General features: G+C 64.5%; 20 protein-coding genes. 13 read left to right on the forward strand and 7 right to left on the reverse strand.

All coding sequences use genetic code 11. The annotated features are described in order from the left end of the window. Positions 1-44 precede the first annotated feature (44 nt). Genes FBY31_RS14010 through FBY31_RS14035 form a run of 6 tightly spaced genes read left to right on the forward strand, consistent with a single transcriptional unit; the run spans position 45 to position 7,007 of the window. Positions 45-1,307 (forward strand): ABC transporter substrate-binding protein, encoded by a 1,263-nt coding sequence (locus FBY31_RS14010; protein ID WP_142042060.1) that lies wholly within the window; start codon positions 45-47, stop codon positions 1,305-1,307. Beyond that, a complete protein-coding gene (locus FBY31_RS14015; protein ID WP_142042063.1) occupies positions 1,304-2,290 on the forward strand; it encodes a carbohydrate ABC transporter permease in 987 nt (328 codons plus the stop codon). Before FBY31_RS14010 ends, FBY31_RS14015 begins: the two co-directional genes overlap by 4 nt. After that, the gene (locus FBY31_RS14020) at positions 2,290-3,123 is read left to right on the forward strand and encodes a carbohydrate ABC transporter permease (RefSeq protein WP_142042066.1); all 834 of its coding nucleotides are present in this window, start codon (positions 2,290-2,292) and stop codon (positions 3,121-3,123) included. Before FBY31_RS14015 ends, FBY31_RS14020 begins: the two co-directional genes overlap by 1 nt. Positions 3,124-3,133: 10 nt before the next feature. Continuing rightward, positions 3,134-4,321, forward strand: a complete 1,188-nt coding sequence (locus FBY31_RS14025) for a mandelate racemase/muconate lactonizing enzyme family protein (RefSeq protein WP_142042070.1) — start codon at positions 3,134-3,136, stop codon at positions 4,319-4,321. Positions 4,322-4,326: 5 nt separating this feature from the next. Next, positions 4,327-5,796 carry an aldehyde dehydrogenase (NADP(+)) gene (locus FBY31_RS14030; protein WP_142042075.1) on the forward strand — a complete coding sequence of 490 codons (1,470 nt, stop codon included), beginning with the start codon at positions 4,327-4,329 and terminating at the stop codon, positions 5,794-5,796. Next, on the forward strand, positions 5,793-7,007 hold the full coding sequence (locus FBY31_RS14035; RefSeq protein ID WP_142042078.1) for a fumarylacetoacetate hydrolase family protein: 1,215 nt from the start codon (positions 5,793-5,795) through the stop codon (positions 7,005-7,007). Before FBY31_RS14030 ends, FBY31_RS14035 begins: the two co-directional genes overlap by 4 nt. Here FBY31_RS14035 and FBY31_RS14040 read toward each other — a convergent pair. The 5 genes from FBY31_RS14040 to FBY31_RS14060 form a co-directional block, all read right to left on the reverse strand. Then, positions 6,932-7,183, reverse strand: a complete 252-nt coding sequence (locus FBY31_RS14040; protein WP_142042081.1) for a hypothetical protein — start codon at positions 7,181-7,183, stop codon at positions 6,932-6,934. The genes FBY31_RS14035 and FBY31_RS14040 overlap by 76 nt on opposite strands. Positions 7,184-7,246: 63 nt before the next feature. Next, complete coding sequence (locus FBY31_RS14045; protein ID WP_142042084.1) at positions 7,247-9,610, reverse strand: glycoside hydrolase family 3 N-terminal domain-containing protein; 2,364 nt, start codon at positions 9,608-9,610, stop codon at positions 7,247-7,249. Positions 9,611-9,612: 2 nt separating this feature from the next. Further along, positions 9,613-10,431, reverse strand: coding sequence for a carbohydrate ABC transporter permease (locus FBY31_RS14050; RefSeq protein ID WP_142042087.1), 819 nt, complete (start codon positions 10,429-10,431; stop codon positions 9,613-9,615). Beyond that, the gene (locus FBY31_RS14055) at positions 10,432-11,385 is read right to left on the reverse strand and encodes a carbohydrate ABC transporter permease (RefSeq protein ID WP_142042090.1); all 954 of its coding nucleotides are present in this window, start codon (positions 11,383-11,385) and stop codon (positions 10,432-10,434) included. It abuts the gene before it with no gap. 11 nt (positions 11,386-11,396) lie between these two features. After that, positions 11,397-12,695 (reverse strand): extracellular solute-binding protein, encoded by a 1,299-nt coding sequence (locus FBY31_RS14060; RefSeq protein WP_142042093.1) that lies wholly within the window; start codon positions 12,693-12,695, stop codon positions 11,397-11,399. Positions 12,696-12,835: 140 nt separating this feature from the next. On the opposite strand from FBY31_RS14060, the gene FBY31_RS14065 reads away from it, so the two are divergent. Beyond that, on the forward strand, positions 12,836-13,858 hold the full coding sequence (locus FBY31_RS14065; RefSeq protein ID WP_142042096.1) for a LacI family DNA-binding transcriptional regulator: 1,023 nt from the start codon (positions 12,836-12,838) through the stop codon (positions 13,856-13,858). 33 nt (positions 13,859-13,891) lie between these two features. Further along, positions 13,892-14,803: an aldose-1-epimerase gene (locus FBY31_RS14070; protein ID WP_142042099.1), complete on the forward strand. Its 912-nt coding sequence runs from the start codon at positions 13,892-13,894 to the stop codon at positions 14,801-14,803. Between the two features lie 70 nt (positions 14,804-14,873). On the opposite strand, the gene FBY31_RS14075 is transcribed toward FBY31_RS14070, so the two are convergent. Then, entirely contained in the window at positions 14,874-16,040 is a 1,167-nt protein-coding gene (locus FBY31_RS14075) for an endo-1,4-beta-xylanase (RefSeq protein ID WP_142042102.1), read from the reverse strand. Positions 16,041-16,202: 162 nt separating this feature from the next. Here FBY31_RS14075 and FBY31_RS14080 point away from each other — a divergent pair, with 162 nt between their 5' ends. The 4 genes from FBY31_RS14080 to FBY31_RS14095 all read left to right on the forward strand — a co-directional run bounded on the left by FBY31_RS14080 (position 16,203) and on the right by FBY31_RS14095 (position 20,112). After that, positions 16,203-17,255, forward strand: a complete 1,053-nt coding sequence (locus tag FBY31_RS14080) for a LacI family DNA-binding transcriptional regulator (RefSeq protein ID WP_235013057.1) — start codon at positions 16,203-16,205, stop codon at positions 17,253-17,255. Between the two features lie 147 nt (positions 17,256-17,402). Further along, a complete protein-coding gene (locus tag FBY31_RS14085) occupies positions 17,403-18,089 on the forward strand; it encodes a polysaccharide deacetylase family protein (RefSeq protein ID WP_235013058.1) in 687 nt (228 codons plus the stop codon). 120 nt (positions 18,090-18,209) lie between these two features. After that, entirely contained in the window at positions 18,210-19,397 is a 1,188-nt protein-coding gene (xylA, locus tag FBY31_RS14090) for a xylose isomerase (protein ID WP_142042108.1), read from the forward strand. A gap of 301 nt (positions 19,398-19,698) precedes the next feature. Then, entirely contained in the window at positions 19,699-20,112 is a 414-nt protein-coding gene (locus FBY31_RS14095) for a CBU_0592 family membrane protein (RefSeq protein ID WP_142042112.1), read from the forward strand. On the opposite strand, the gene FBY31_RS14100 is transcribed toward FBY31_RS14095, so the two are convergent. After that, positions 20,087-21,373 (reverse strand): glycoside hydrolase family 1 protein, encoded by a 1,287-nt coding sequence (locus FBY31_RS14100; protein ID WP_142042114.1) that lies wholly within the window; start codon positions 21,371-21,373, stop codon positions 20,087-20,089. The genes FBY31_RS14095 and FBY31_RS14100 overlap by 26 nt on opposite strands. 219 nt (positions 21,374-21,592) lie before the next feature. On the opposite strand from FBY31_RS14100, the gene FBY31_RS14105 reads away from it, so the two are divergent. After that, the gene (locus FBY31_RS14105; RefSeq protein ID WP_142042117.1) at positions 21,593-23,149 is read left to right on the forward strand and encodes an ABC transporter substrate-binding protein; all 1,557 of its coding nucleotides are present in this window, start codon (positions 21,593-21,595) and stop codon (positions 23,147-23,149) included. Positions 23,150-23,174 lie beyond the last annotated feature (25 nt).

A 23,174-nucleotide genomic window follows, 5' to 3' on the forward strand; every position in this document is an offset into this window, starting at 1 on the left:
TGACTTGTCACTCACCTCGACGCACCGCTAACAAAGGAGTAGCCATGCCATTACGTCCATTCCGTGGAGCGAGAACTGCTTCGGTCCTTGCCGTCCTAGCCGTCAGCGCTTCCGCCCTCGCCGGCTGCTCGTCCGAGCCAAGCGGTTCTTCCGCGACCCCCCAGGCGGCCACTATCACCTTCGCCGCTTCCACTCTCGGCGATCCCGGCCGCGGGCCTGGGCTTCAGAAGCTGATCGATGAGTACAACAACAGCCAGGACATCGTCACGGTCCAGCCGGCTTCAGTGCCTTACCCGACCTTTGGCCAAACCGTACTGACCCAGATGGGCGGCGGCGAAGGGCCGGACCTCGTCCGCTTCGACATGCCGGAGTTCTCCACAGCCGCATCGTCAGGCCTGCTCGAACCCCTCGATGACAAGATTGACGCGGAAAAACTGAACCTCATCCCCGGCCCGGACAAGTACCTCACCGTCGATGACCACCGCTACGGCGTGGTCTTCGAGAACTCGAACTACGCCATGTTCTACAACAAGGACCTGATCCCGGAGGCTCCCAAGACCTTCGAGGAGTTTGCCCAGACAGCCAAGGACATGACCAAAGGCGATATGTACGGTCTTGCTTTCCGTCAGACACAGGCCGAGGAAGCGGGCGTTTGGCAGGACATCTTCAACTACGTTCTGGGTTTTGGGGGCGACTGGTCCGATGGCCAGAAGCTGACCATCGACTCGCCGAAGGTGATCGAGGGCCTTAAGGCATACCAGCAGCTCTATGATGCGAACGTTATCCCGAAGGGCGCCGATGCCGCGACGTTCCGCAAAATGTTTGCCAACGGCAAGGTGGGCATGGAACTGAACAACGGCGGCTACGTCACCGCTACCAAGTCGGCCAACGCGAACCTCAACTTCAGCGTCGCCCGGATCCCGTTCCCTGAAAAGAAGCAGGGGGCGTTGCTGGCACCGATTACGATCAATGCAAACAGCAAGCACAAGGACGCCGCGCTCGACTTCATCAACTGGCTGCTCAAGTCCGAGCAGCAGGTCAAGCTGCAGGATGTCCTGGGCGCCAGCAGTGTTGCAACGCCGACAGAGCGCAGCGCCGAGAGCCTGCAGAAGTTCCCGTTCCTTCCGGTACTCGACGAGCTGACTGACTCCGGCGTGCCGCAGATTGTCAAGGGCTTCGGTCCCCAGACCGCGGACATCCGGCACATTGTTGTCAGTGAGGTCCTGGCCGCGCTTCAGGGCCAGCAGGATATGGCGACCGCGATGGAGAAGGCCCAGAAGCAGGCGGAGGAGCTGGTCGGGCGATGACAGACCGCAGCCGGGGACCGCGCCTCTTGACGCGGTCCCCGGGGCTGGCCGGGCAACCAGCCCCGAGTACCAACCGCCCCCTTGTGCCCCGTCGCCGCAAGAGCCCTGCGGGCAGCCGGTGGACGCCCTACCTTTTCCTGGCCCCCGCCGTCCTCTACATAGTTGTTTTCCAGTTGGTCCCGCTCCTGCAGGAGGTCTGGCTCAGCTTCACCAAGACCACCCTGCTCAACCCAAACCTCAACGTCTGGGTTGGCTTGGCGAACTTTCAGTCAGTTCTCGGCAACCCCTCGTTCCGTCAAACGCTGCTCACCACCCTTGTCTACGTGGCAGCATGCGTTGTCGGTGCGGTGGGCCTGGGCCTGGTCGTGGCCCTGCTGCTGAACAGCCGGTTTCCGGGCAGAGCGGTAGCACGTTCTCTGGTCACCGTGCCGTGGGCAGCACCGGGAATTGCAGTTGCACTCATTGCCACCTGGATGTTCAACCCCCAGTTCGGGATCCTTACGCGCCTGCTGCGCGGGATCGGAATCGACCCCGGTCCCAACGGCATCCTCGACAACCCGCGGCTGGCGCTCGGGGCGATTCTCGTCACCACAATTTGGCAGCTGGTGCCGTTCGTGGCCGTCGTGCTCCTCTCGGCGCTGCAGGGGGTTCCGCAGGAGCTGGTAGAGGCAGCACAGGTCGATGGCGCCGGCCGTTGGATGACCTTTCGTGTGGTGACCTGGCAGGTCCTGAAGCCTTCCATCGGCCTGGTCGCCGTACTCATGACCATCTGGTCACTGCGCCGCTTCGAGCTGATCTGGCTGATGACCCGTGGCGGTCCACTGGGCTCCACCCGCACCCTCGTGATCGACCTCTACGCCCAAGCGTTTGAGTCCAAGCAGTTGGGGAACGCCGCGGCCATCGGCATGGTCGGCATCGTCATCTCCCTCATCGTCATCGTCGGCAGTCAACTGGTCGCCCGCGCGGCCGCCAAGGAGGCTTGATGCGCCGCATACGCTTCGGAGTGACAGCCCGCACGCTCGCCGTCCTCTTCGTCCTCGGGATTTCCATCTTCCCCGTCTACTGGATGTTTGTGACCGCGCTGGCACCGGATGAGGAGCTCTTCGGGTCATCATCAATAAACCTGCTTCCGGACTTCTCCCGGTTCGGTGTTTTCGCAGATGCCCTCGCCGACGGCCAGGTCGCCGGCTGGCTGCTCAACAGCTTCATTGTCGCCGCCGGAACTACTGTTCTGTCCATTGCCCTGGGAATCCCCCTCGGATACGCCTTGTCCCGATTCACCTTCCGCGGTAAAGCCGCAGTTGGCCTGGCGCTGCTGTTCACGCAGATGCTCCCCGAGGCCCTGCTGGTTGTTCCGCTGTTCGCCATCTTCCGGCGGTTCGACCTGCTGAACTCGCTGCACGGGCTGATCCTGGCCGACACCGCTTTCGCGCTGCCCGTTGTCGCATTGATCCTCAAGGGCGCGATCGACGGCGTTCCGCGGGACCTGGACGAGGCCGCGCGTGTTGACGGCAGCCGCCCGCCCACCGTCCTCGCCCGCATCATCCTGCCGCTGATCGCGCCGGCTATCGCCGCCGCCGCGGTTATCGCTTTCTTCAGCGCCTGGAACGAGTACGTCTTCGCGGTGACATTCGTGTTCGACAAATCGCTCCAGCCAGCTTCGGTGGGGGTGGCCGGCTTCATCGGCGAGCAGGACACCTCAATCCAAAGCATCATGGCCGTCGGCCTGCTCTTCACGCTGCCGGCCGTCGCCTTCTACCTGTTCGCACAACGCTATGTCGTCAGCGGTATGACCGCCGGCGCTGTTAAGGGATGACATTCCACCCATGAAAATCACCAACCTCGACACGGTCGTCGTCGACTTCTACCGGACGAACCTCATCTTCATCCGCCTGCACACCGATTCGGGTCTCACCGGCGTCGCCGAGGCAACCCTCGAAGGCCAGGAGCACGCTGTGCGCGGCGCCGTCGCGGTCCTCGCCGATGCTGTCCGGGGCAAGGATCCGACCCGGATCTCCCAGAACATCTACGAGCTTAACCGCGACGCCTACTGGCGCGGCGGGCCTGTGACCATGACCGCCCTCAGTGCCCTTGAAATGGCTATGTGGGACGTTTCGGCACGCGCGCTGGACGTCCCGGTGCACCGCATGCTCGGCGGCCAGGTCCGCGACAGAGTCCGCGCTTACGCCAACGGCTGGTTCTCAGGAGCGAAAACACCGGAGGACTTCGCCGACGCCGCCGTACAGACTGTTGCCCAGGGCTTCCGGGGACTCAAGTGGGACCCGTTCGAAGCCGCGGACCTCACCCTGGAGCCGCGGGACCTGCGGCGCATGCTTGAGCCCGTCGCCGCCGTCCGCGAGGCAGTAGGCGATGACATCGAGCTGTTCATTGAAGGTCACGGCCGTTTTGATGTCCCCACAGCTATTCGGGTCGCCCGTGAAATCGAGCAGTTCCAGCCGGTGTTCTTCGAGGAGCCGTGCCCGCCGGACGGGATCGATTCCCTCGTGGAGATACGTTCGAAATCGCCGGTAGCGATCGCCGCGGGGGAGCGCTGGTTCGGGCGGAACACCTTTGTCCCCGCGCTCGCCCGGAAGGCCGTGGACTACATACAGCCCGACGTCACGCACGCCGGGGGCCTGCTGGAGCTGTCGTTCATTTCCACGCTCGCCGCATCGCATTACGTCCCGTTTGCACCCCACAACCCCAGCGGACCACTCAGCACCGCGGCGACCTTGCAGCTTGGCGCGATGCTGCCCAACTTCAGGTATTTGGAGATTATGGCCTCAGACGTGCCCTGGCGGAGCGAGATCTCCAATGAGCGCCTCCAGCTCACCGAGGACGGTGACATCCTCATCCCTGAGGGCGTGGGCCTGGGCATTGAACTCGACTTCGAAGCGATTGCCGAGCACCCGTACACACCGCATCCAATGCGGATCTTCAATGATGCGGTCGCTGACATCAGGCCGCCGGACGCCCGCTCCTACTTCAACCTCGAGCGCACGCACGTCAGCTGAACACGATGATCACATCAGTCGAAGAGACAGACAAGCAGATTGTTGCGGCCCACACAGCGTATGAGCACTCCAGGGACGTTGAGCCACGGGTACGGGCCCGTTGGCTGGAGGAGGTGGCCTCCGGCCTGGAAACCCACGCTGACGAGTTGGTGGCATTGGGGCAGGAGGAAACACACCTGGAGGAGTCGCGGCTTCGGTTCGAGTTGCGGCGATCCGTGTTTCAGATCCGGCTGTTCATGACGGAAATCATTCAGGGAGAACACCTGGGCGCAACCATTGACCACGTCGATCCCGCTTGGGGGATGGGCCCGAGGCCGGACATCCGCCGCGTTTCCGTGCCGCTGGGTGTGGTGGGTGTATTCGGCGCGTCCAACTTTCCGTTTGCCTTCAGCGTGATGGGCGGAGACAGCGCTTCCGCCCTCGCCGCCGGATGTGCCGTGGTGCACAAGATCCACGAGGGACACCTTCGCCTGGGAATACGCACCGGTGAAGTGGTTAGGGAGGCCCTGGAGGGAGCGGGCGCCCCCGGCGGTCTTTTTTCCACTGTTGTCGGCCGGCAGGCAGCGGAGCTTGTGGTGGACCATCCGCTGGTCAAGGCCGTTGGCTTCACCGGATCAACCACCGGCGGGAGGGCGCTCTTCGACCGGGCCTCCCGACGGCCCGTTCCCATTCCCTTTTACGGGGAACTTGGCAGCATCAACCCCGTCTTCGTCACGGAGCAGGCGTGGAATGCCAGGCGGGAGGAAATCCTGGCCGGGTATGCCGCCTCCTTCACGCTGGGGATGGGCCAGTTCTGCACGAAGCCGGGCCTGCTGTTTGCCCCGGTCGGCGATCGCGGAGACGTAAGCGAAATCCTCCATCAGGAACTGGCGCCGAAGCAGGCGAGCCTCCTGCTCAGCCCGAAGTTGCGGGAAGGATTCGACAAGGCGCTCAATGCAGTACGTTCAACGCCAGCTGTCGACGTCCTGGTCCCGGGGGATGATGCGGCAGCTCCCCGGCCCACCGTGCTGTTCACCACCGCGGACGAGGTCCGGCACCGCCCGGAAATCCTTGAACAGGAAATGTTCGGGCCGGCAACGCTGGTGATCGGGTATGCGCCCGGGGCGGACTTGCCCGCCCTGGCCCGCCTGCTGGAGGGACAGCTGACGGCAACGGTGCATGCGGACCCGGGCGAAGATGTCTCCGGGTTGCTGATTGAGTTGCGGGAGCGGGCCGGACGCTTGCTCTGGAATGCCTGGCCCACCGGCGTCACCGTCACCTATGCCCAGCACCACGGCGGACCCTACCCCGCCACGACCGCCACCACTACATCCGTTGGAACCGCCGCGATCGGCCGCTTTATGCGCCCCGTCGCCTACGACTCGTTCCCGCCGTCGCAATTGCCAGCACCGCTGCGCGAGGACAACCCTTGGGAAATCCGACGGCGGGTGGACGGAATATGGGAACCAGCCAGCCATCGGGAGGACAACAAATGACCGCTCCCACTTCACAGCACATCCTTCCCGCCGGCCCGGGAAATGCAGTCCTCGTCGGCCGCGCCTGGGATCCGGTGTCCCAAGGGCCGCGGGTGATCAGCGTCCGCGGTACCGAAGTCTTTGACCTCACCCCCGAGGTCCGTACTGTTGCAGAGCTCGTGGACCATCCGGACCCTTCGGACCTGGTGCTGCAAACGGCCGGCAGGCCCCGCTGGGACCTTGCCGAATTGATCGACGCCTCGTTGGACGGGGACCGTAACTGGCCCCACCTGCTGTCTCCGATCGACCTCCAGGTAATCAAAGCCTGCGGAGTGACGTTCGTGGAGAGCATGATCGAGCGGGTCATCGAGGAACGGTGCGGCGGTGATTTCAACCGGGCGGCGGAAGTCCGCAAGACCGTCGCCGAGGCTCTTGGGGGAAGCCTGGACACCCTGCGTCCCGGGTCGGAGGAGGCGCGGGAGGTCAAGAAGGTGTTGTCCGCCCAGGGGATGTGGTCGCAGTACCTTGAGGTGGGCCTGGGTCCCGACCCCGAAGTGTTCACCAAAGCCCCGGTGCTGTCCTCCGTGGGCTTTGGGTCCGGCGTAGGCATCCCGGGCTTCTCCTCGTGGAATAACCCCGAGCCTGAACTGGTGCTTATCGCCGACTCAGCCGGGAAGGTTCGGGGCGCAACCCTGGGGAACGACGTCAACCTCCGGGACGTGGAGGGGCGCAGTGCACTCCTCCTCGGCATGGCCAAGGACAATAACGCCTCCTGTGCCGTCGGCCCCCTGATCCGGCTCTTCCACGAGGATTTCACCCTGGAGTCCCTGCGGACGGAGGAAATCACGCTCACCGTCGAAGGCACGGACGGCTACCGGCTGGAGGGCCGCAACAGCCTGGCCCGCATCAGCCGCCCGTTTGAGGAACTCATCGGTGCCGCCCGCGGGCGGCACCACCAGTATCCCGACGGTTTCGCCCTTTTCACCGGGACCCTGTTCGCTCCGACTCAGGACCGCGATGCCGAAGGGCTCGGCTTCACGCACAAGCCCGGTGACGTCGTCACCATCAGCAGCCCGCAGCTCGGGGCATTGATCAACCGGACCCAGAAGACCGAGGACATGGAGCCCTGGACCTTCGGGATCACCGCCTTGTTCAGCTACCTGACGCAGTTGGAGACGTGGGATTCACCATCAAGGGCTGTGAACCGCACGGATTCCCACGTCTCCCCGTAAGGGACCTGATCGTTCAGTTCGACGGTAAAGCGGCCCGGGCCGTGCTTGGTGACGAGGATGCCCCGTACGGGGTTTTCCTGGGCCAGCGCCAGAAGCTGTTGGATGGAGGAATTCAGCTTCTCATCAGCCTCCGACCTGGTCGTGGCCACGATCGCCAGGCAGTGCGGTGTTCCCATTGGAATTCCTTTCAGGGCCTGCAGGGGGCCGTGCGGTTTACGCACGGCCCCCTGTTTGTGGGCTTAGTTGTTCGGTGCCACCGTGACGGCGCAGTGCAGGCTGCGGGTGTGGTCCACGGTCCGCGTTTCTCCCGTAAGGGTGATGCTGGCGCTGAGGCGGATGTCCCCGCTGGAAGCTCCGAACCGGAGTTCCAGGTTACCGGCCTCAACGATCCGCTTGCCATCCCGGCCGGTGAACGATGTGACGTCGGCGGGCACCGTGAAGGAAACCCGGGCCGAAGCTTTGGGCTCGAGCGGCACGCGGGCATAGCCCACCAGTTTCTGCACGGGGCGGACCACTGAGGCCACCGGATCGTGCAGGTACAGCTGGACAAGTTCGACGCCGGCCCGGTCACCGGTGTTTGTCACGGTGATGCTTGCCTTTGCGGCGCCGTCCACTGCCACTGTGGACGGCCCCTCCAGTGCCAGGCCGCCCCATTCAAAGGTGGTGTAGCTGAGGCCGTGGCCGAAGGGAAAAGCGGCGGCAGGATCGATGTTGGAGACGCTGCTTGCCTGGGCCAGCGGGGGCGCCAGGTAGGTTGACGGCTGGGCACCGGGCCTTGCCGGAATGCTCACCGGCAGCCGGCCGCTGGGGTTGACGCTGCCGCTGAGGATCTTCGCCACGGCCGGGCCGCCTTCCTCGCCGGGGAAGAACGCCTGCACGATCGCGGCGGCATTTTCGACGGCGGATCCCACGGCATAGGGACGGCCGGTGAGGAGCACCAGCACCACGGGCACGCCGGTTTCGATCAGCCGGTCCAGCAGTTGCTGCTGGACGCCCGGAAGCACCAGGGATTCCACGTCGCAGCCTTCACCGCTGGTTCCCCTGCCGAACAGGCCGGCGCGGTCACCCAGAACCGCGATGACGACGTCCGCGTCGCTGGCGGCAGCAACGGCGTCGTCAAATCCTTCGGTGGAAGCGCTGTCAATGGTGCAGCCGGCCGTCACGGTGATGGCGCTTTCGGGGAATTCGGCCCGCAGGGCCTGGGCCACGGTGGGCAGCTCAATGCCAACCGGGACGTCGGGGTGCTGCCCGCCGACGTGTGCCGGGAAGGAGTAGCAGCCGAGGAACGCCTGGGTGTTGTCCGCGTTGGGTCCGACGACGGCGATCCGGCCGGGATTGCGCAGCGGCAGGATCCCGTTGTTGCTGGCCAGGACGATGGACTGTTCGGCAATCCGGGCGGCCAGCTCCCGGTTGGCCCCGGTGTCCAGGGTGATGCTGCCTTCCAGGCCTGCAGCGTCCTCCGGGTCGGCGTTCTGGAGGGCCGGCGGAACAGCAGACCAGTCCTCATCCAGCAGGCCCAGTTCGATTTTCTGCACAAGCACCCTGTGCAGGGCGCGGTCAATGAGGCTGACAGGGACGCGGCCGGCCTCGACTTCGGTGATGAGGTGCTCGCCGAACGCGTGCACCGTGGGAAGTTCGACGTCGACGCCGGCGGCAAGGGCGGCTGCCGCGGCCTCACCGAAGGAGCCGGCGACGCCATGGAGGTTTTTCAGGAAGGCAACGCCGAAGTAGTCAGCCACGACCGTGCCGCTGAATCCCCACGTATCGCGCAGGAGGTCGGTGAGCAATGAAGCGTCGGCAGCCGTGGGCACGCCGTCCAGGTCAGTGTAGGCATGCATGACGGAGCGGACGCCGGATTCCCGGACGGCCATCTCGAAGGGCGGAAGCAGGACGTCTGCCAGCTCCCGGGCGCCAACCGAGACCGGGGCAAGGTTCCGGCCCGCCTTTGAGGCCGAATAGCCCACAAAGTGCTTCAGGGTGGCAACAATGCCGCTGCTTTCCAGGCCCTGGATGTATGCACTGGCGAGGGTTCCGATCAGGTAGGGGTCCTCGCCGATGGTTTCCTCCACCCGGCCCCACCGCGCGTCGCGAACGACGTCCAGGACGGGGGCGAGGCCTTGATGTACGCCAAGTGAACGCATGTCGGCTCCGATTGCCGCACCCATCGTCCGGATGAGGCCGGCATCGAAGGTGGCGCCCCAGGCGAGCGGCACGGGGTAGGCCGTGGCCTGCCAGGTGGCGAAGCCGGCCAGGCATTCTTCATGCACCAGGGCCGGGATGCCAAAGCGGTTGGCAGCAGCAATGCGCTGCTGGGTCTTCTGAAGCGACAAAGCGCCCAGGGCCGGGTCCACCGGCGCGGTGCCGAACGGCCTGGTGAGCTGTCCCAGGCCGTTCGGAAGGATCTCGTCGAGGTCCACGGGCGGGTTCATCTCATTTTGGTGCGGTGCTACTTCGCCGCCCTCACTTGAAGCTCCGACCCAGACACCATAGAGTTGCGCGGTCTTCTCCCGGAGCGTCATGGCTGCGATGAGGCTGCCGGCGCGCTCCTCGGGGGTAGCGGCGGCGTTCCGCCAGGGGGCACTGTGGGTTCTTGTTTCTGTCATGGTTACTTTCCGCCAGCGCCCATGAGGCCCTGGACAAGCGCGCGGCGCGCGAAGAGGTAGGCGAGCAGTACCGGCACCATGGAGAGGGTCACGGCTGCCAGAAGTCCGGGGATGTTGACGCCGAACTGCGTCTGGAAGTTGAACAGGCCGAGGGTGACCACCCGGGTGGATTCGGACTGGGTCAGAATCAGCGGGAAGAGGAATCCGTTCCAGGCCTGGAGCGCGGAGAACACGGCGATGGTGGACAGGCCGCCCTTGGACAGCGGCAGTACCAGGCGCAGGAAGGAACGGGCGGGGGAGGCGCCGTCCATTGCCATGGCCTCGTAAAGCTCCGGGGTGATGTCCCGCATGGTGCCGCTGAGGATGATCGTGCAGATCGGCAGCGCGAAGGCCGCCGTCGGGAGAATGACCCCGAGCAGGTTGTCATAGAGGCCCACGGTATTGATCAGGTAGAACACCGGAACGATGACCGCCTGGGCGGGAATTGCCAGGCCCAGCAGGAACAGGCGGAAGATGGCCGTGGCCGCGCGGCTCTCGCTGCGGACAATGGCGTAGCTCAACGGGGGCACCAGGAGCAGGACCAGGCCCACAACCCCGGCAGTGACGATGATGGTGTTGAGGAAGTACCGGCCAAAGCCGCTGGTGACGGCATCCACATAGTTCTGCAGCGTGAAGCTGGTGGGGAAGGACAGCGGCCCGTTGTCGCCGAACTCGGCGCGGGTCTGGAAGGTCGCGGACAGCATGACGTACAGCGGAACCGCGACGATGGCCAGCCAGATGAAGGCGCCGATGCCGGCGAGGTAATTCGGACGCGTTTTCATTTAGAGCCCCTCCATGGAACTGCGCATCTTGTCGTATCCGGAAACGCGCACCACCGCGAAGGAGATTGCGGTGGAGATGACGACGAGTACGAGCGCAATGGCGCTGCCGGTGCCAAAATCGAACCGGCGGAACGCTTCCTGGTACATGTGGAAAGCGGTGATGGTGGTGCCGGTTCCCGGTCCGCCGTTGGTCAGGATGAGGACTGTTTCAAAGGTGGTCAGGCCGCCCACCACCATGAGGATCACCGACGTGATGATGCTGTTCTTCAGCTGCGGCAGGGTGATGCTGACGAACTGCCTGACTGTCCCGGCGCCGTCGATGGACGCGGCCTGGTACAGAACCGGGGGGATCTGCCGTGCTGCGCCCTGGTAAATCAGGGTATGGAACGGCGTGAACTGCCACATGCCGACGAAGATCAGCACGGCAATGGCGCCGGTCTGGGTGCCCAGGACGTTTCCGTCCCCAAACAGCCAGGACATCTGGCCGGGGATGCCGAAGTTGGGGTCGAGCAGGGCGCGCCACAGGACGGAAATCGCAGCTGAGGACAGGAGCAGGGGAACGAAGTAGATGGCGCTCAGGATGGCACGGTTTTTTTGGTTGCCGGCCGCCCAGACGCCCAGCAGGATGCTCAGCGGAGTCTGGGTGACGATGCCGAGCACAATGAAGAGCAGGCTCAGCCAAAGGCTCTGAAGCATGACCGGGTCTGCGAAGAGGGCTTCCCAGTTCTTCAGACCCACGAATTTAGGGTCGCCGAGCCCGCTCCACCGGGTAAAGGACAGCACGGCCACCGCGATCAGCGGGACCAGCGCGAAAAGTCCAAAGAAAATGCTGGCAGGAAGGGCCCAGACAAAGCCGGGGCGGCTCGCGGAGGAGCCGCTCCGACCTGCCGGGCGGCCCCGTTCGGGGCCGCCCGCACGTGCCGGGCGCCTGCGGTTTGCAAGCGTCGTCGTCATGGTTATTTTTCCTAGAGGCTCTGCATGGCCTTGATGAAGCCGTCTTCATCGATCTGTCCACTGAAGAACTGCGAGACGGCGGTAAGGATGGTTACGGTTGCTTCCGGCGGGTACGCCTGGTCCCAGGAAAGCTGGAAGGACGGAGCCTCTTTCACCAGGTTGAACTGGTACTTGGCGTATTCAGGATCTGCTGCCTTGTCCAGGAACTTCTCCGTGTTGGTGGTGGTGGGGAGGTTTCCGATGGCTACCTGTTCCTGCACAAACTGATCCGAATACATGAGCTTCAGGAAATCGCGGGCCGCTTCCGGGTAGCGCGTGTTCTTGTTGATCGAGTAGAAGTTGTTGGGGTTGCCTACCAGGTTGTTCGCGTCGCCAAGTCCGCCCTCAATCTTTGGGAACTCGCTGTAGCCAAGGACGTCCGCCGCGAACGCGGCGTTGTTGCTCTGCTGCGTGGAGTACTCCCAGGACCCCATGAGTTCAAAGCCGGCCTTGCCGCTGGCCAGCAGGGCAGGCGCTCCGCCGTCGGTGAACTTCACGGAGTCGAAGTTGGTGCCGAAGGCACCTGCATCAACAAGCTCGCGAATCATGCCGAGGGCCTTCCGGCTTTCCGGCGATGCCCAGACGCCCGTGTCGCCCTGCAGCGCTTTCTGGAACAGGCCTTCGCCTGCAACGCGGTCGTAGATGTACTCAAACCACATCAGCGTGGGCCACCGGTCGCCGGCACCCAGGGCGATGGGGGTGATGCCCTTGTCCTTAAGGATCTTCACGTCCGCCAGCAGTTCCTCCCAGGTGGCCGGAGGCGCGGCGATCCCCGCGTCGGCGAGGACCTTGGAGTTGTTGAAAAGCATGACCGGCTGTGTTCCGCGCATGGGAATTCCATATGCTTTGCCGTCGATAACCGCTTTTTCGAATACTGAGGGCAGGAAGGCATCCTTCAGCTGGGGATCTTCCTTAACGAAGTCGTCCAGGGGCAGGACCAGGTCGGCATCGACAAAACTCTTAATGCTGCCGCCGCCCCAGTTGAAGAAGATGTCCGGCGCGGTGGGGGTGTCAATGATCGTCTGCAGCTTGGACTGGTACTCGGCGCCCGGGATCTTATCGAGGACCACCTTCACCTGGGACGTAGCGTTAAAGGCGTCGATCATCTTCTGTTCAACGGTGTTGCCTGCATCGCCGTACATGGCGACGTGGATTTCGTTCTCCGGCCGGCTTGACGCGCCGGACCCTCCAGAGCAGCCGGCCATGGTCAGGCCAAGGGCAAGAGCCGCACCGCCGGCAATACTGCGGGCGACCCATCCGTGCTTGTTCATCTTCGAACGCCTCTCGAAAGTTTCGATACTTTGACCGAAAGTTATGTGATGCCTGCCAGTGTAAGTTGCGTTACACGGAGGGCGCAAGGCGAGGTGATTTCTTGGCGCCAAGGAGCGAAACTGCGGCTATGCTGGTCCTCATGTCCAGCCCTGCATCGTCCGACGCGCGCGTTACCCTCGCCCAACTGGCGGAGGAGGCGGGCGTATCGCTGTCCACTATTTCGAAGGTTCTCAACGGACGCTCCGACGTTTCTCGTAAAACACGTTCGAAAGTTGAGGAGCTCCTTGAGGAGCACGGCTATAAGCGGCGAAAGGCGTCGGCGTCTAAATCGGCACTCCTGGAGCTTGTCTTTCATGAGCTTGAAAGTGCCTGGGCGCTGGAGATCATCCGCGGTGTCGAGAATGTTGCGAAGGCAAACGGCTTGAGCGTCATCCTCACTGAGAGCGGCACCAGGCATGCGCCCGGAGCGGATTGGGTCGAGGGCGTGATGGCGCGCCGGCCTGCGGGAGTGGTCCTTGTCTTTTCCGATCTGCCGCAGGAGTACCGGCAACAGCTGGACGCCCGCTCCATTCCCTTCGTTATCATCGATCCCGCAGGCGACCCCGCGCCCGATGTGCCTTCGGTTGGTTCGGCCAACTGGGCCGGAGGCATGATGGCCACCCGCCACCTGATAGAGCTCGGCCATACCCGCATTGCCGCCATTTCCGGCCCGGAGGACATGATGTGTTCACTGGCACGGATCGACGGCTACAGTTCCGCCCTGAATACCGCCGGCATTCCCATCGACCGGACCCTGATCCGGTACGGCGACTTCCGGGTGGACGGAGGCCGAAGCAATGCGCTTGAACTGCTGCAGATGGAGCACCCGCCAACCGCCATTTTCGCCGGCAGCGACCTGCAGGCCCTCGGAGTGCTTGACGCCGCGCGCCAACTGGGGATTCCCGTCCCGGCCAAGCTGTCCATTGTGGGATACGACGACCTCCAGGTGGCCCGCTGGTCCAGCCCGGCGCTGACCACCGTCCACCAGCCGCTGATAGAAATGGCCGAGGAAGCCGCACGGATGGTCCTGCGCCTGCAGGACGGGGAGCGGCCGAACAACCTGCGCCTTGACCTCGCAACATCGCTGGTGGTCCGCCAAAGCACTGCCATCTGCCCCGGCTGATTGTCCGGGCACCACTTTCCCGAAAGGAATGCCATGTCATCCATTACCGGGCCCAACGGAGAGCTGACCGTCCTCAGGGCGGGCGACTACCAGGCAACTCTCGCCAGCGTCGGAGCGGGACTGGTGAGCCTGTCCTTCCAAGGCCGGGACATCGTCCTGCCCTTCGCGGTGGATGAACTGCCCCCGGCGTATGCAGGAAAGGTGCTGATGCCGTGGCCCAACCGGGTTGCCTCCGGCGCCTACAGCTTTGACGGGCAGCGTTACGAGCTGCCGGTGAACGAGGCAGCTACCGGCAGTGCCCTGCATGGGCTTGCGCTGTGGAACGCATGGCAGGTGGAGCGGCGCGGGGATTCTGAGGTGGTGCTCACGCACTTGCTGCACGGAGAGCCGGGTTATCCGTTCCAACTCGCTCTCTCGGCGCGTTACACGTTGGATGCAGACACCGGGCTGCACGTGGAGCTTGGTGCCACGAACTGTGGCACCGCGGCGGCGCCTTACGGCACTGGCTCCCACCCCTACATCACCGTAGGCGGTGAGGACATCTCCACCTGTGAATTGAGTTTCCGGGCCGGCAAGGTTCTCCTGACGGACGAGAAGCTTCAGCCCACTGAGCTCCTGGAAACTACGGAAACGGACTTCGACTTCTCGGAGCCCCGGGTACTGGCGTCGCAATCGCTCGATCACGCCTTCACGGACTTGCCTGCGGGCACATGGGACGTCACGCTCCGCAACCCCGTCCTCCAGCTTTCGGCAGTCGTGGAATCCACGGGGACCCAGGCGCCATGGATGCAGCTCTACTCCGGAGAGCTGCGCGGCCGGAGGGGGCTCGCTGTTGAACCCATGACCTGCCCGCCCGATGCCTTTAACTCGGGCCAGGACCTGGTTGTCCTCAAGCCCGGCGAGTCGCACTCGCTCACATACCGGATCCACGCCCTGCAGGGTTAGCGGCAGGAAGCAGTAAAGCGGCCCGGAACCAGATGGTTCCGGGCCGCTTTGTCAGTATTCGGGAAGTTTGCTACTGCTGGTAGGCGGGCTGGTGGACGTCTCGCTGCTCTCCACCGGGGCTTGCCTTGAGGAGGGTGGACTGCAGCGCGTAGTAAGACGGCTTGCGGGTGTAGTCCTCCCACATCACCGTCGCCTCGCCTTCCTGGGCGAAGAAGACGGGGACCCAGGAGTACTTGTCGTTGAAGCCCCAGATGGTGAACGACTTGCAGTCCTCCACATTCAGGCATGCTTCGAGGGCCCGCTGGTAGTAGGTGGCCTGCTTCTCCAGTTGTCCCGCGGTGGGCTTGGTTCCCGCCGGGACATCCATCCGTACGTCGATCTCGGTGATGGACGTTTCCAGTCCCAGATCGTCGAAACGCTGGAGGTTGGCCTGCAGGTCTCCGGGGAAGCCGTACCGCGTGCTGAGGTGTCCCTGCACCGCGAAGCCGTCCACCTGGACACCCTCGGCCCGGAGCTTGGGAATGAGCGCCAGGTAGGCATTGCTTTTCGCGTTGACGCTTTCCACTCCGTAGTCGTTGAAGAAGAGCTTGGCGTTCGGGTCTGCCTCGTGGGCCCAGCGGAAGGCGTCAGCGATGATTCCCGGCCCGAGTTCGCGGATCCAGATGTTGTCTGCGGTCCTGAGGGTGCCGTCGCCGTTGAAGATTTCGTTGGCGACGTCCCATTGCTGGATCTTGCCCGCGTAACGTCCAACGACGGTTTTGATGTGGTCCTCCAGGATGGAACTGAGTTCTTCCTTGTTGAAGCCGCCTTTCTCCAGCCAAGCCGGGTTCTGGCTGTGCCAGAACAGCGTGTGGCCGCGGACCACCTGGCCGTGCTGCTGTGCGAACTCGACGATGGCATCCATCTCGGCGAACCGGTACTGGTCCCGCTGGGGGTGGATGAATTCCCACTTCGCCTGGTTTTCCGGCGAGACGGAGCTGAACTCCGCGGCCAGGACCTCCCGGTACTGCTGGTCATAGGTAAAGGGGTTGGGGTAGGGCATGGTTTCGTGGTGGCCGCCGCCGGCAACCGCGGTGCCTATCCTGACGTCCTTTGGTGCGGCCCAGCGCAGGGTGTCCTGTTTTTCCAAGCCAGGGGGCTGCGGGTGGTCATTCCCGTCTGCGAATGCCGGCAGTGCCGTGGGAAGGACAAACGTCGACGCCAGGACCGCGGCGGCGACAAGTTTGGCAACCTTCATTGAGAGCTCTCCTTTGAGGTACGAGTAATCGGTCGACAAGCCAGACCGAGCACGTTCCGGAACTTTCCGGAAGGTGCTCGTTGTAGATTAGGAAGGTTCCGGAGCGCGCGTCAAGGGTTTCGGTAAAAGTTTCGCGCTGGGGCTCGTTGCGGAGGCGTAAACTTGCAGCGAAACCAGGAGGAATGCGTGCACGAGGCCCAGCGTCCGGCAATCACAATTTCGGCAATTGCCGCCGAAGCGGGTGTGTCGGTGCCCACCGTGTCACGCGTGCTTAACGGTCGCGGTGACGTTTCCCCCCGGACCCGGGAGCGGGTGGAAACGCTGCTCCGGGACCATGGCTACCAGCGGCGGGGCGCCCGTCCTTCTGTGCGGTCAGGGCTCATTGACCTCGTTTTCAATGATTTGGACAGCCCCTGGGCCGTGGAAATCATCCGTGGCGTGGAGGAGGCTGCCAATGAAGCCGGCGCTTCCACGGTGGTCTCGGCTATCCACCGCAGCGCAAATCCAACATCCACCCGGCAGTGGCTCGATAACGTCAGCGCCAGGGCCAGCGATGGCGCCATCCTCGTCACCACGGACCTGGATTCCTTCCTGCGGGCCGAACTGCAGCGGCTGGACGTGCCCGCCGTCGTGATTGACCCTGCAGGCGTGCCGGAGTTGGACGTTCCCACCATTGGGGCCACGAACTGGACCGGGGCCGTGGGGGCAACCGAGCATCTCACCGGCCTCGGTCACCGGCGGATCGGTTTCGTTGCCGGGGTGCCTGGCCTGTGGTGCAGCAGGGCCCGGTTGGACGGCTACCGTGCAGGCCTTGATGCGGCCGGTATTCCTTTCGATCCAGACCTGGTGGTTGAGGGCGACTTCGACTACCAGTCCGGGTTCCGCGCCGGTTCGACCCTGCTGGAGCTTTCCGGGCCGGTCACCGCCGTCTTCGCCGCCAGCGACCAGATGGCCCTGGGAGTGTATGAAGCTGTGCGCAAGAAAGGCCTGCGCGTGCCCGAGGACATCAGCGTTCTGGGTTTCGACGACCTTCCGGAGGCTCGCTGGGCGTCTCCTCCGCTGACCACCGTCCGGCAGCCGCTCGCCGAGATGGGCAAACTCGCTGCGCGCACTGTGCTTCGGATGCTGCAGGGCGAGGGCGTCGCGAGCCCCCGCGTGGAACTGGCCACCAGGCTCGTCGTCAGGGAGAGCACCGCAGCCCCCCGTCAGGCCTGATCCACCCGTTCCGCACCCCTTGACGCGGCACCGGGCACAAGCCTACGCTGAAGCGCATTCCGGAAAGTACCGGAAATTTTCCGCGACTACAGTGAGGTAGCCATGAATTTCCCATTCCAACGCTCTGCAGTTTTGCGTAAGGCGGCGTTGCCGGTCTCTGCCACCGTGCTGGCATTGGGCGCGGTCATCCCGGCCGGCCTTGCCGGCGCTGCACCCGCCCAGGCCGACCAGGCAACCACCGCCATTGTGGATTCCACCCGGCACGAGGGCAAATACGTGAGCCTGACGTTTGACGACGGTCCCGACCCCGTCAACACGCCCAAATTGCTGGCCGTTCTGGAGAAGCACCACGTCAAGGCAACCTTCTGCCTCTGGGGGGACCACGTAAAGCAGTATCCGGAGATCGTTCGCCAAATCGCGGACGCGGGACACCTGCTGTGCAACCACACCATGCACCACGACAACATGGCCACCTGGAGCGCCGAGGCTATCAGGGCTGATCTGGAAGAGACCAGCGCCGCAATCCGCCAAGCGGTTCCGGAGGCAGAGATCAACTACTTCCGGGCACCCTATGGAAGCTGGGGCCAGACTCCGCAGGTGGCCGCGGACATGGGGATGCAGCCCTTGGGGTGGGCCACGGTCATCGGAGACTGGGAACCGCCGGGAACGGCAGAGCTGGTCCGGCGCCTGAGGGAGGGCATCACGCCCGGAGGTGTGGTGTTGATGCATGACGGCGGCGGGGACAGGACCCAGACCGTTGAGGCGGTGGACCAGATCATTCCCGAACTGCGGTCCGAGGGGTGGCGCTTCGACAAGCCCGCCCGCCGCGGCTGACTGTCCGCGCCGGTAGCAGGCGCTTCTCCCTCTTGACCTTCACGCACCCGCGCTCATATAGTTCAATGCATAAACTAATTGGCCCTCGGGCCGTCACCAATCCGATTGCAAGGACGCATCATGACTCTTTCCCCCACCACCGCTGACAAGTTCACGTTTGGTCTTTGGACTGTTGGCTGGACCGGTGCTGACCCGTTCGGCGTCGCCACCCGTGCAGCCCTGGATCCGGTGGAGGCCGTGCACCGCCTCGCTGAGCTCGGCGCGTACGGCATCACGTTCCATGACAACGACCTGGTCCCGTTCGATGCCACCGCCTCGGAGCGGGAGCTGATCCTGAAGAACTTCAAGGCAGCCCTGGCCGAGACCGGCCTGAAGGTCCCCATGGTGACCACCAACCTGTTCAGCCACCCGGTCTTCAAGGACGGCGGCTTCACCTCCAACGACCGCTCCATCCGCCGCTTCGCCCTGTCCAAGGTGCTGCGCAACATCGACTCCGCCGCCGAGTTCGGCGCCGAGACGTTCGTGATGTGGGGCGGCCGCGAAGGCTCCGAATACGACGGGTCCAAAGACCTCGCCGCCGCGCTGGACCGGATGAAGGAAGGCGTGGACACCGCCGCGGCCTACATCAAGGACAAGGGCTACAACCTGCGCATCGCCCTGGAGCCCAAGCCCAACGAACCCCGGGGTGATATCTTCCTGCCCACCGTCGGGCACGGCCTGGCGTTCATCGCCCAGCTCGAACACGGCGACATCGTGGGCCTGAACCCCGAAACCGGGCACGAGCAGATGGCCGGGCTGAACTTCACCCACGGCATCGCCCAGGCCCTCTGGTCCGGCAAGCTCTTCCACATCGACCTCAACGGCCAGCGCGGCATCAAATACGACCAGGACCTCGTCTTCGGCCACGGCGACCTGACCAGCGCCTTCTTCACCGTGGACCTGCTCGAAAACGGCTTCCCCAACGGCGGCCCCCGCTACGAAGGCCCGCGCCACTTCGACTACAAGCCCTCCCGCACCGACGGCTACGACGGCGTCTGGGAATCCGCGAAAGCCAACATGGCCACCTACCTGCTGCTCAAGGAACGCGCCCTGGCCTTCCGCGCCGACCCCGAAGTCCAGGCCGCCCTCACCGCCTCGGGCGTCGGCGAACTCGGCGAACCCACCCTCGCCGCCGGCGAAAGCACCGCCGACCTGCTCGCAGACGCCACCGCGTTCGAGGACTTCGACGCCGACAAGGCCGCCGAGCGCTCCTTCGCGTTCGTCCGCCTCAACCAGCTCGCCATCGAACACCTCCTCAACGCCCGCTGACGGGAGGCATACCTTAGCCCCTGTGCCTTTGGGCCCGGACGCATCAACGAGAATCCGGATCGACCATGGTCGGTCCGGATTCCCGTTTTTCTGCACGGATTAAACGGCTCCCGCCGCAGAGTATGATTATCCCGCCGGCCAACAAACGAGGTCCTCGCCCGTCCGGGCTCGAGTCAACGGTTTGTCCCGGCGAAGCCTGATCCATCCAGCTGATTCAGCCTTGGACGCCGGCAAGCCAACCCTGAAAAACCCTCATCACCCCTGCCCGGCTTGCGGCCGGCAGACACCCCGAAAGGACACCATGGAACTGCTGTGGGAAATCGCCGGCTGGGCCGGCGCGGTTGCGATCCTCAGTGCCTACCTCTCCGTTTCCATGGGCTGGCTGAAGGCCGGCAAGGGGTTCCAGACCGCGAACCTGCTCGGCGCCGTCGCCTTCATCATCAACGGAACAGTCCACGGAGCCTGGCCTTCCGTGGTGACCAATGTGGCCTGGTTCCTTATCTCCGCCATCGCGCTTTTCCGGATGCGGTCGGCAGCTGCCGAGCCGGTGATGCCTGCCGAGGACCCGCAGGTTCAATTCCCCGGCGTCCCGGACACCACCGGCCAGCTCGCTGTTGTTGAGGTCCTCACCGGTTCCGTTCATGGTGAGGCGGACGGGCGCCGCCTGACCACGGAATGCACGACGGCGGTCAGGCCGGCTGGGGCGCCCTGCTGACCTCGGTGTCGCCTGCCGCCGCCGCGTGCAGCTGCGCCTGCCGGCCCAGCCAGTGCGCGCTCTCCTTGGGCGTCCGTTCCTGGGTCACCCGGTCCACGGCGATGAGGCCAAACTTCGGCACATAGCCGAACACCCATTCGTAGTTGTCGAAAGCCGTCCAGGCGATGTACCCGCGGACGTCGATGCCGTCCGCCAGGCAGGAGGCCACGCAGTCCACGGCGGCGCGGAGGTACTCCACGCGCTGGGGATCGTTCTCGGTGGACAGGCCGTTTTCCGTGACGATGACCGGAATACCGGCAATGCGGTGGGCTTCCCGGATGGTCGCCTCGAGTGCCTGCGGGTAGATCTCCTCGCCCATCTGGTTGGTCACCGCATCTTCGGGAGCGGGGGCATGGCCGTTCGGGCCGTAGACGGTGCGGCCGTAGGTCTGGATCCCCACAAAGTCGTCTCCGCGGGAGGCTGCCAAGAAGCGTTCGTTGACGTCGCGGCGCACTTGGGCAGCAAGTTCTTCGCCGCCGTCGATGGACTGGATGTCCGAGTTGGCGAGCGTCCAGCCCACCAGGAGTTCCGGCCGGTGTGCCTTGATGGCTGCGGTGCCGGCCCGGTGCGCTGCCAGCTTCACCTCGAACGCGGCCTCGGTGGAGCAGAACTGGAACGGGGCCACCGTGCTGGCATCAACGCCCAGGCGTTCGGCGGCTGCGGCCCACACCGGAACCGAACCGCGGTTTTCCGGCGCCTCGCCGCCGATGCCGAAGGACTCCAGCAGCCACGGCAGGTTGGGTTCGTTCAAGGTGCAGGCGACGCCGATGAGGTCGCCCAGGTGCGCCATCACGCGGTCGCAGTAACGGGCAAAGAGCTCCGGTGTCCGGTCGCCTTCCCAACCGCCCACGGCGAGGAGCCAGCGCGGGGAGGTGAAGTGGTGGAACGTGACCACGGGGGTGAGGCCGTGCTCGTGGCAGGCCTGGAGCATGCGGCGGTAGTGGTCCAGCTCGGCCTGTGAGAAGTGCCCCTCTTCCGGCTCGATGCGGGCCCACTCGATGGAAAAGCGGTAGCTGCTGAATCCAAGGCTGGCGATCAGGGCGATGTCCTCGCGGTACCGGTGGTAGTGGTCCGCCGCATCCCCGGACGGCTCGGAGAACATGCTGCCCGGCAGGTGCTCGAGGAACCAGGTGTCGCTGTTGACGTTGTTCCCCTCCACCTGATGCCCGGCGCTGGCGACGCCCCAGAGGAAGTCCTGCGGGAATGGTGATGCGGTGGTCATGTGGTTCCTTTCGGTTCAGCGCCTCAAAACAGCGCACGGGGCCGCTCTGCCCTGGCTTCCAATCCTTTCCTGCCGCGTGACCGGGGCCACAATACTTTTTCAATCAATGACATTCTCATGTGAGCGCCCCTTGCCCCCGGCTGATGCTGGTGGGGAGCCGGCGAGCAGCCAGCCCCAAGACATTCCTCCGTTACACATCAGAATGCAAAGGCGCACTACATGAAACTCCTGAACTCCACGGCCCGTGCGAGCTCCGCCGTTCTGGCCGGAGCACTCCTGCTGGGATCGCTGACCGCCTGTGGCGGCGGCTCCAGCCAGGCCACCGCCAAAGCGGACACCAGCTCCCTGACCCTCGCCATCGACAGCGACTCGGCCTCCTTCGGCTTTGACCCGCTGCGCGTTTCAGCTGCACAGCGGCAGTTCTTCGAGGGCCTCTACGAGAGCCTGATGACGCTGCAGCCGGACGGCTCGGCAGGTCCGGGCCTGGCCAAGGAGTTCAGCTACAACGCAGACAACACTGTCCTGACGCTGACGCTGAAGGAGGGGGTGACGTTTACGGACGGGTCCAAGCTCGACGCCGAACTGGTCAAGGCAAACCTGGACCGCCGCTCCGATCCCGCGCTGAGTGCCTACTCAGCCGTGGCCAAGGGCGGCGCCCAGGAAATCACCTCCGTTGACGTGGTGAGCCCCACCCAGGTGGCCTTGACCTTCGCTAAGCCCCAGCCCGGTTTCGAGAAGAACCTGGCGTCCACCACGGGCATGATCGTGGGCAAGAACGGCGTCACGGACACCGCAAGCCTCGGGGCCACCCCCGATGGATCCGGCCCCTACACCCTGGATCCGTCCACTGTGAAGGGCAACAAGTACGTGCTGGTTAAGAACGGAACGAGCCCGGAAGCTTCGAAGTACGCGTTCAACAAAGTCATTTTCAGCGTCGTTCTGGACCCGCAGGCACGGGCCAACGCCGTGGTTTCCGGCCAGGCGGACGTGGCCATGCTGACCTCGAACACCGTTGACTTCGCCAAGTCCAAGGGCGTGGGGGTGTCCCAGATCGGCGGCACCGTCAACACCATGATCTCCTTCGACAAGATCGGAAAGACCGCCCCCGCGTTTGCCGAGGAGAAGGTCCGGCAGGCCATCCAGTACGCCATCAACCGGCAGGCCCTGGTGGACGCGCTCCACAAGGGTGACATCCCCGCCTGGAACGCGCTGCCCAAGGACTCCGCAGGCTTCAGCAAGGACATTGAAACCACGTTCGCCTACAACCCGGACAAGGCCAAGAGCCTGCTGGCCGAAGCGGGCTACCCCAACGGCTTCGAATTCACCATCATCGCCGGCGCCCAGACCCAGACGGACCTGCAGGCAGTCCAGAAGGACCTCGCCGCCGTCGGAATCACCATGAACGTGAAGATGGCTGCCTCCACGGACGAAGCCTTCGCCGCCGTGGCCACCACGCCCCTGGGCTACGCGCCGCTGAACTGGGACAACCCCGTCGGCGTAATGTACGGAGCCATCCTCAACGGCTTCACCAACGTGCAGAAGGCTACCGATGAGCAGCTGAGTGCGGCCACCGGTGAGCTGGCTGCCGCCAAGGACGACGCCGCCATCAAGGCAGCGGCCACCAAGCTGAACACCCGCCTGGTGGAATCCGGCTGGATGATCCCGCTGTACGAGGCCCTCACCAACCAGGCCTACAACACCAAGAAGGTGGCGCCGGTGGAGTTCGCCGGCACCAACGCCTACCCGCTCCTCTCGTCCTACAAGCCGGCCAGCTAATACCCGCACCTGCCGGGCGGGCCCT

The organism is Arthrobacter sp. SLBN-100 (genome assembly GCF_006715305.1).
GTDB lineage: Bacteria > Actinomycetota > Actinomycetes > Actinomycetales > Micrococcaceae > Arthrobacter.

Bases quoted from the DNA above. Each gene is read 5' to 3' on its own strand.
- FBY31_RS14010 (WP_142042060.1), top strand. From the start codon at position 45: ATGCCATTACGTCCATTCCGTGGAGCGAGAACTGCTTCGGTCCTTGCC.
- FBY31_RS14065 (WP_142042096.1), top strand. From the start codon at position 12,836: ATGTCCAGCCCTGCATCGTCCGACGCGCGCGTTACCCTCGCCCAACTG.
- FBY31_RS14020 (WP_142042066.1), top strand. From the start codon at position 2,290: ATGCGCCGCATACGCTTCGGAGTGACAGCCCGCACGCTCGCCGTCCTC.
- FBY31_RS14015 (WP_142042063.1), top strand. From the start codon at position 1,304: ATGACAGACCGCAGCCGGGGACCGCGCCTCTTGACGCGGTCCCCGGGG.
- FBY31_RS14025 (WP_142042070.1), top strand. From the start codon at position 3,134: ATGAAAATCACCAACCTCGACACGGTCGTCGTCGACTTCTACCGGACG.
- FBY31_RS14100 (WP_142042114.1), bottom strand. From the start codon at position 21,373: ATGACCACCGCATCACCATTCCCGCAGGACTTCCTCTGGGGCGTCGCC.
- xylA (WP_142042108.1), top strand. From the start codon at position 18,210: ATGACTCTTTCCCCCACCACCGCTGACAAGTTCACGTTTGGTCTTTGG.
- FBY31_RS14060 (WP_142042093.1), bottom strand. From the start codon at position 12,695: ATGAACAAGCACGGATGGGTCGCCCGCAGTATTGCCGGCGGTGCGGCT.
- FBY31_RS14050 (WP_142042087.1), bottom strand. From the start codon at position 10,431: ATGAAAACGCGTCCGAATTACCTCGCCGGCATCGGCGCCTTCATCTGG.
- FBY31_RS14105 (WP_142042117.1), top strand. From the start codon at position 21,593: ATGAAACTCCTGAACTCCACGGCCCGTGCGAGCTCCGCCGTTCTGGCC.
- FBY31_RS14095 (WP_142042112.1), top strand. From the start codon at position 19,699: ATGGAACTGCTGTGGGAAATCGCCGGCTGGGCCGGCGCGGTTGCGATC.
- FBY31_RS14055 (WP_142042090.1), bottom strand. From the start codon at position 11,385: ATGACGACGACGCTTGCAAACCGCAGGCGCCCGGCACGTGCGGGCGGC.
- FBY31_RS14030 (WP_142042075.1), top strand. From the start codon at position 4,327: ATGATCACATCAGTCGAAGAGACAGACAAGCAGATTGTTGCGGCCCAC.
- FBY31_RS14035 (WP_142042078.1), top strand. From the start codon at position 5,793: ATGACCGCTCCCACTTCACAGCACATCCTTCCCGCCGGCCCGGGAAAT.
- FBY31_RS14075 (WP_142042102.1), bottom strand. From the start codon at position 16,040: ATGAAGGTTGCCAAACTTGTCGCCGCCGCGGTCCTGGCGTCGACGTTT.
- FBY31_RS14045 (WP_142042084.1), bottom strand. From the start codon at position 9,610: ATGACAGAAACAAGAACCCACAGTGCCCCCTGGCGGAACGCCGCCGCT.
- FBY31_RS14070 (WP_142042099.1), top strand. From the start codon at position 13,892: ATGTCATCCATTACCGGGCCCAACGGAGAGCTGACCGTCCTCAGGGCG.
- FBY31_RS14040 (WP_142042081.1), bottom strand. From the start codon at position 7,183: ATGGGAACACCGCACTGCCTGGCGATCGTGGCCACGACCAGGTCGGAG.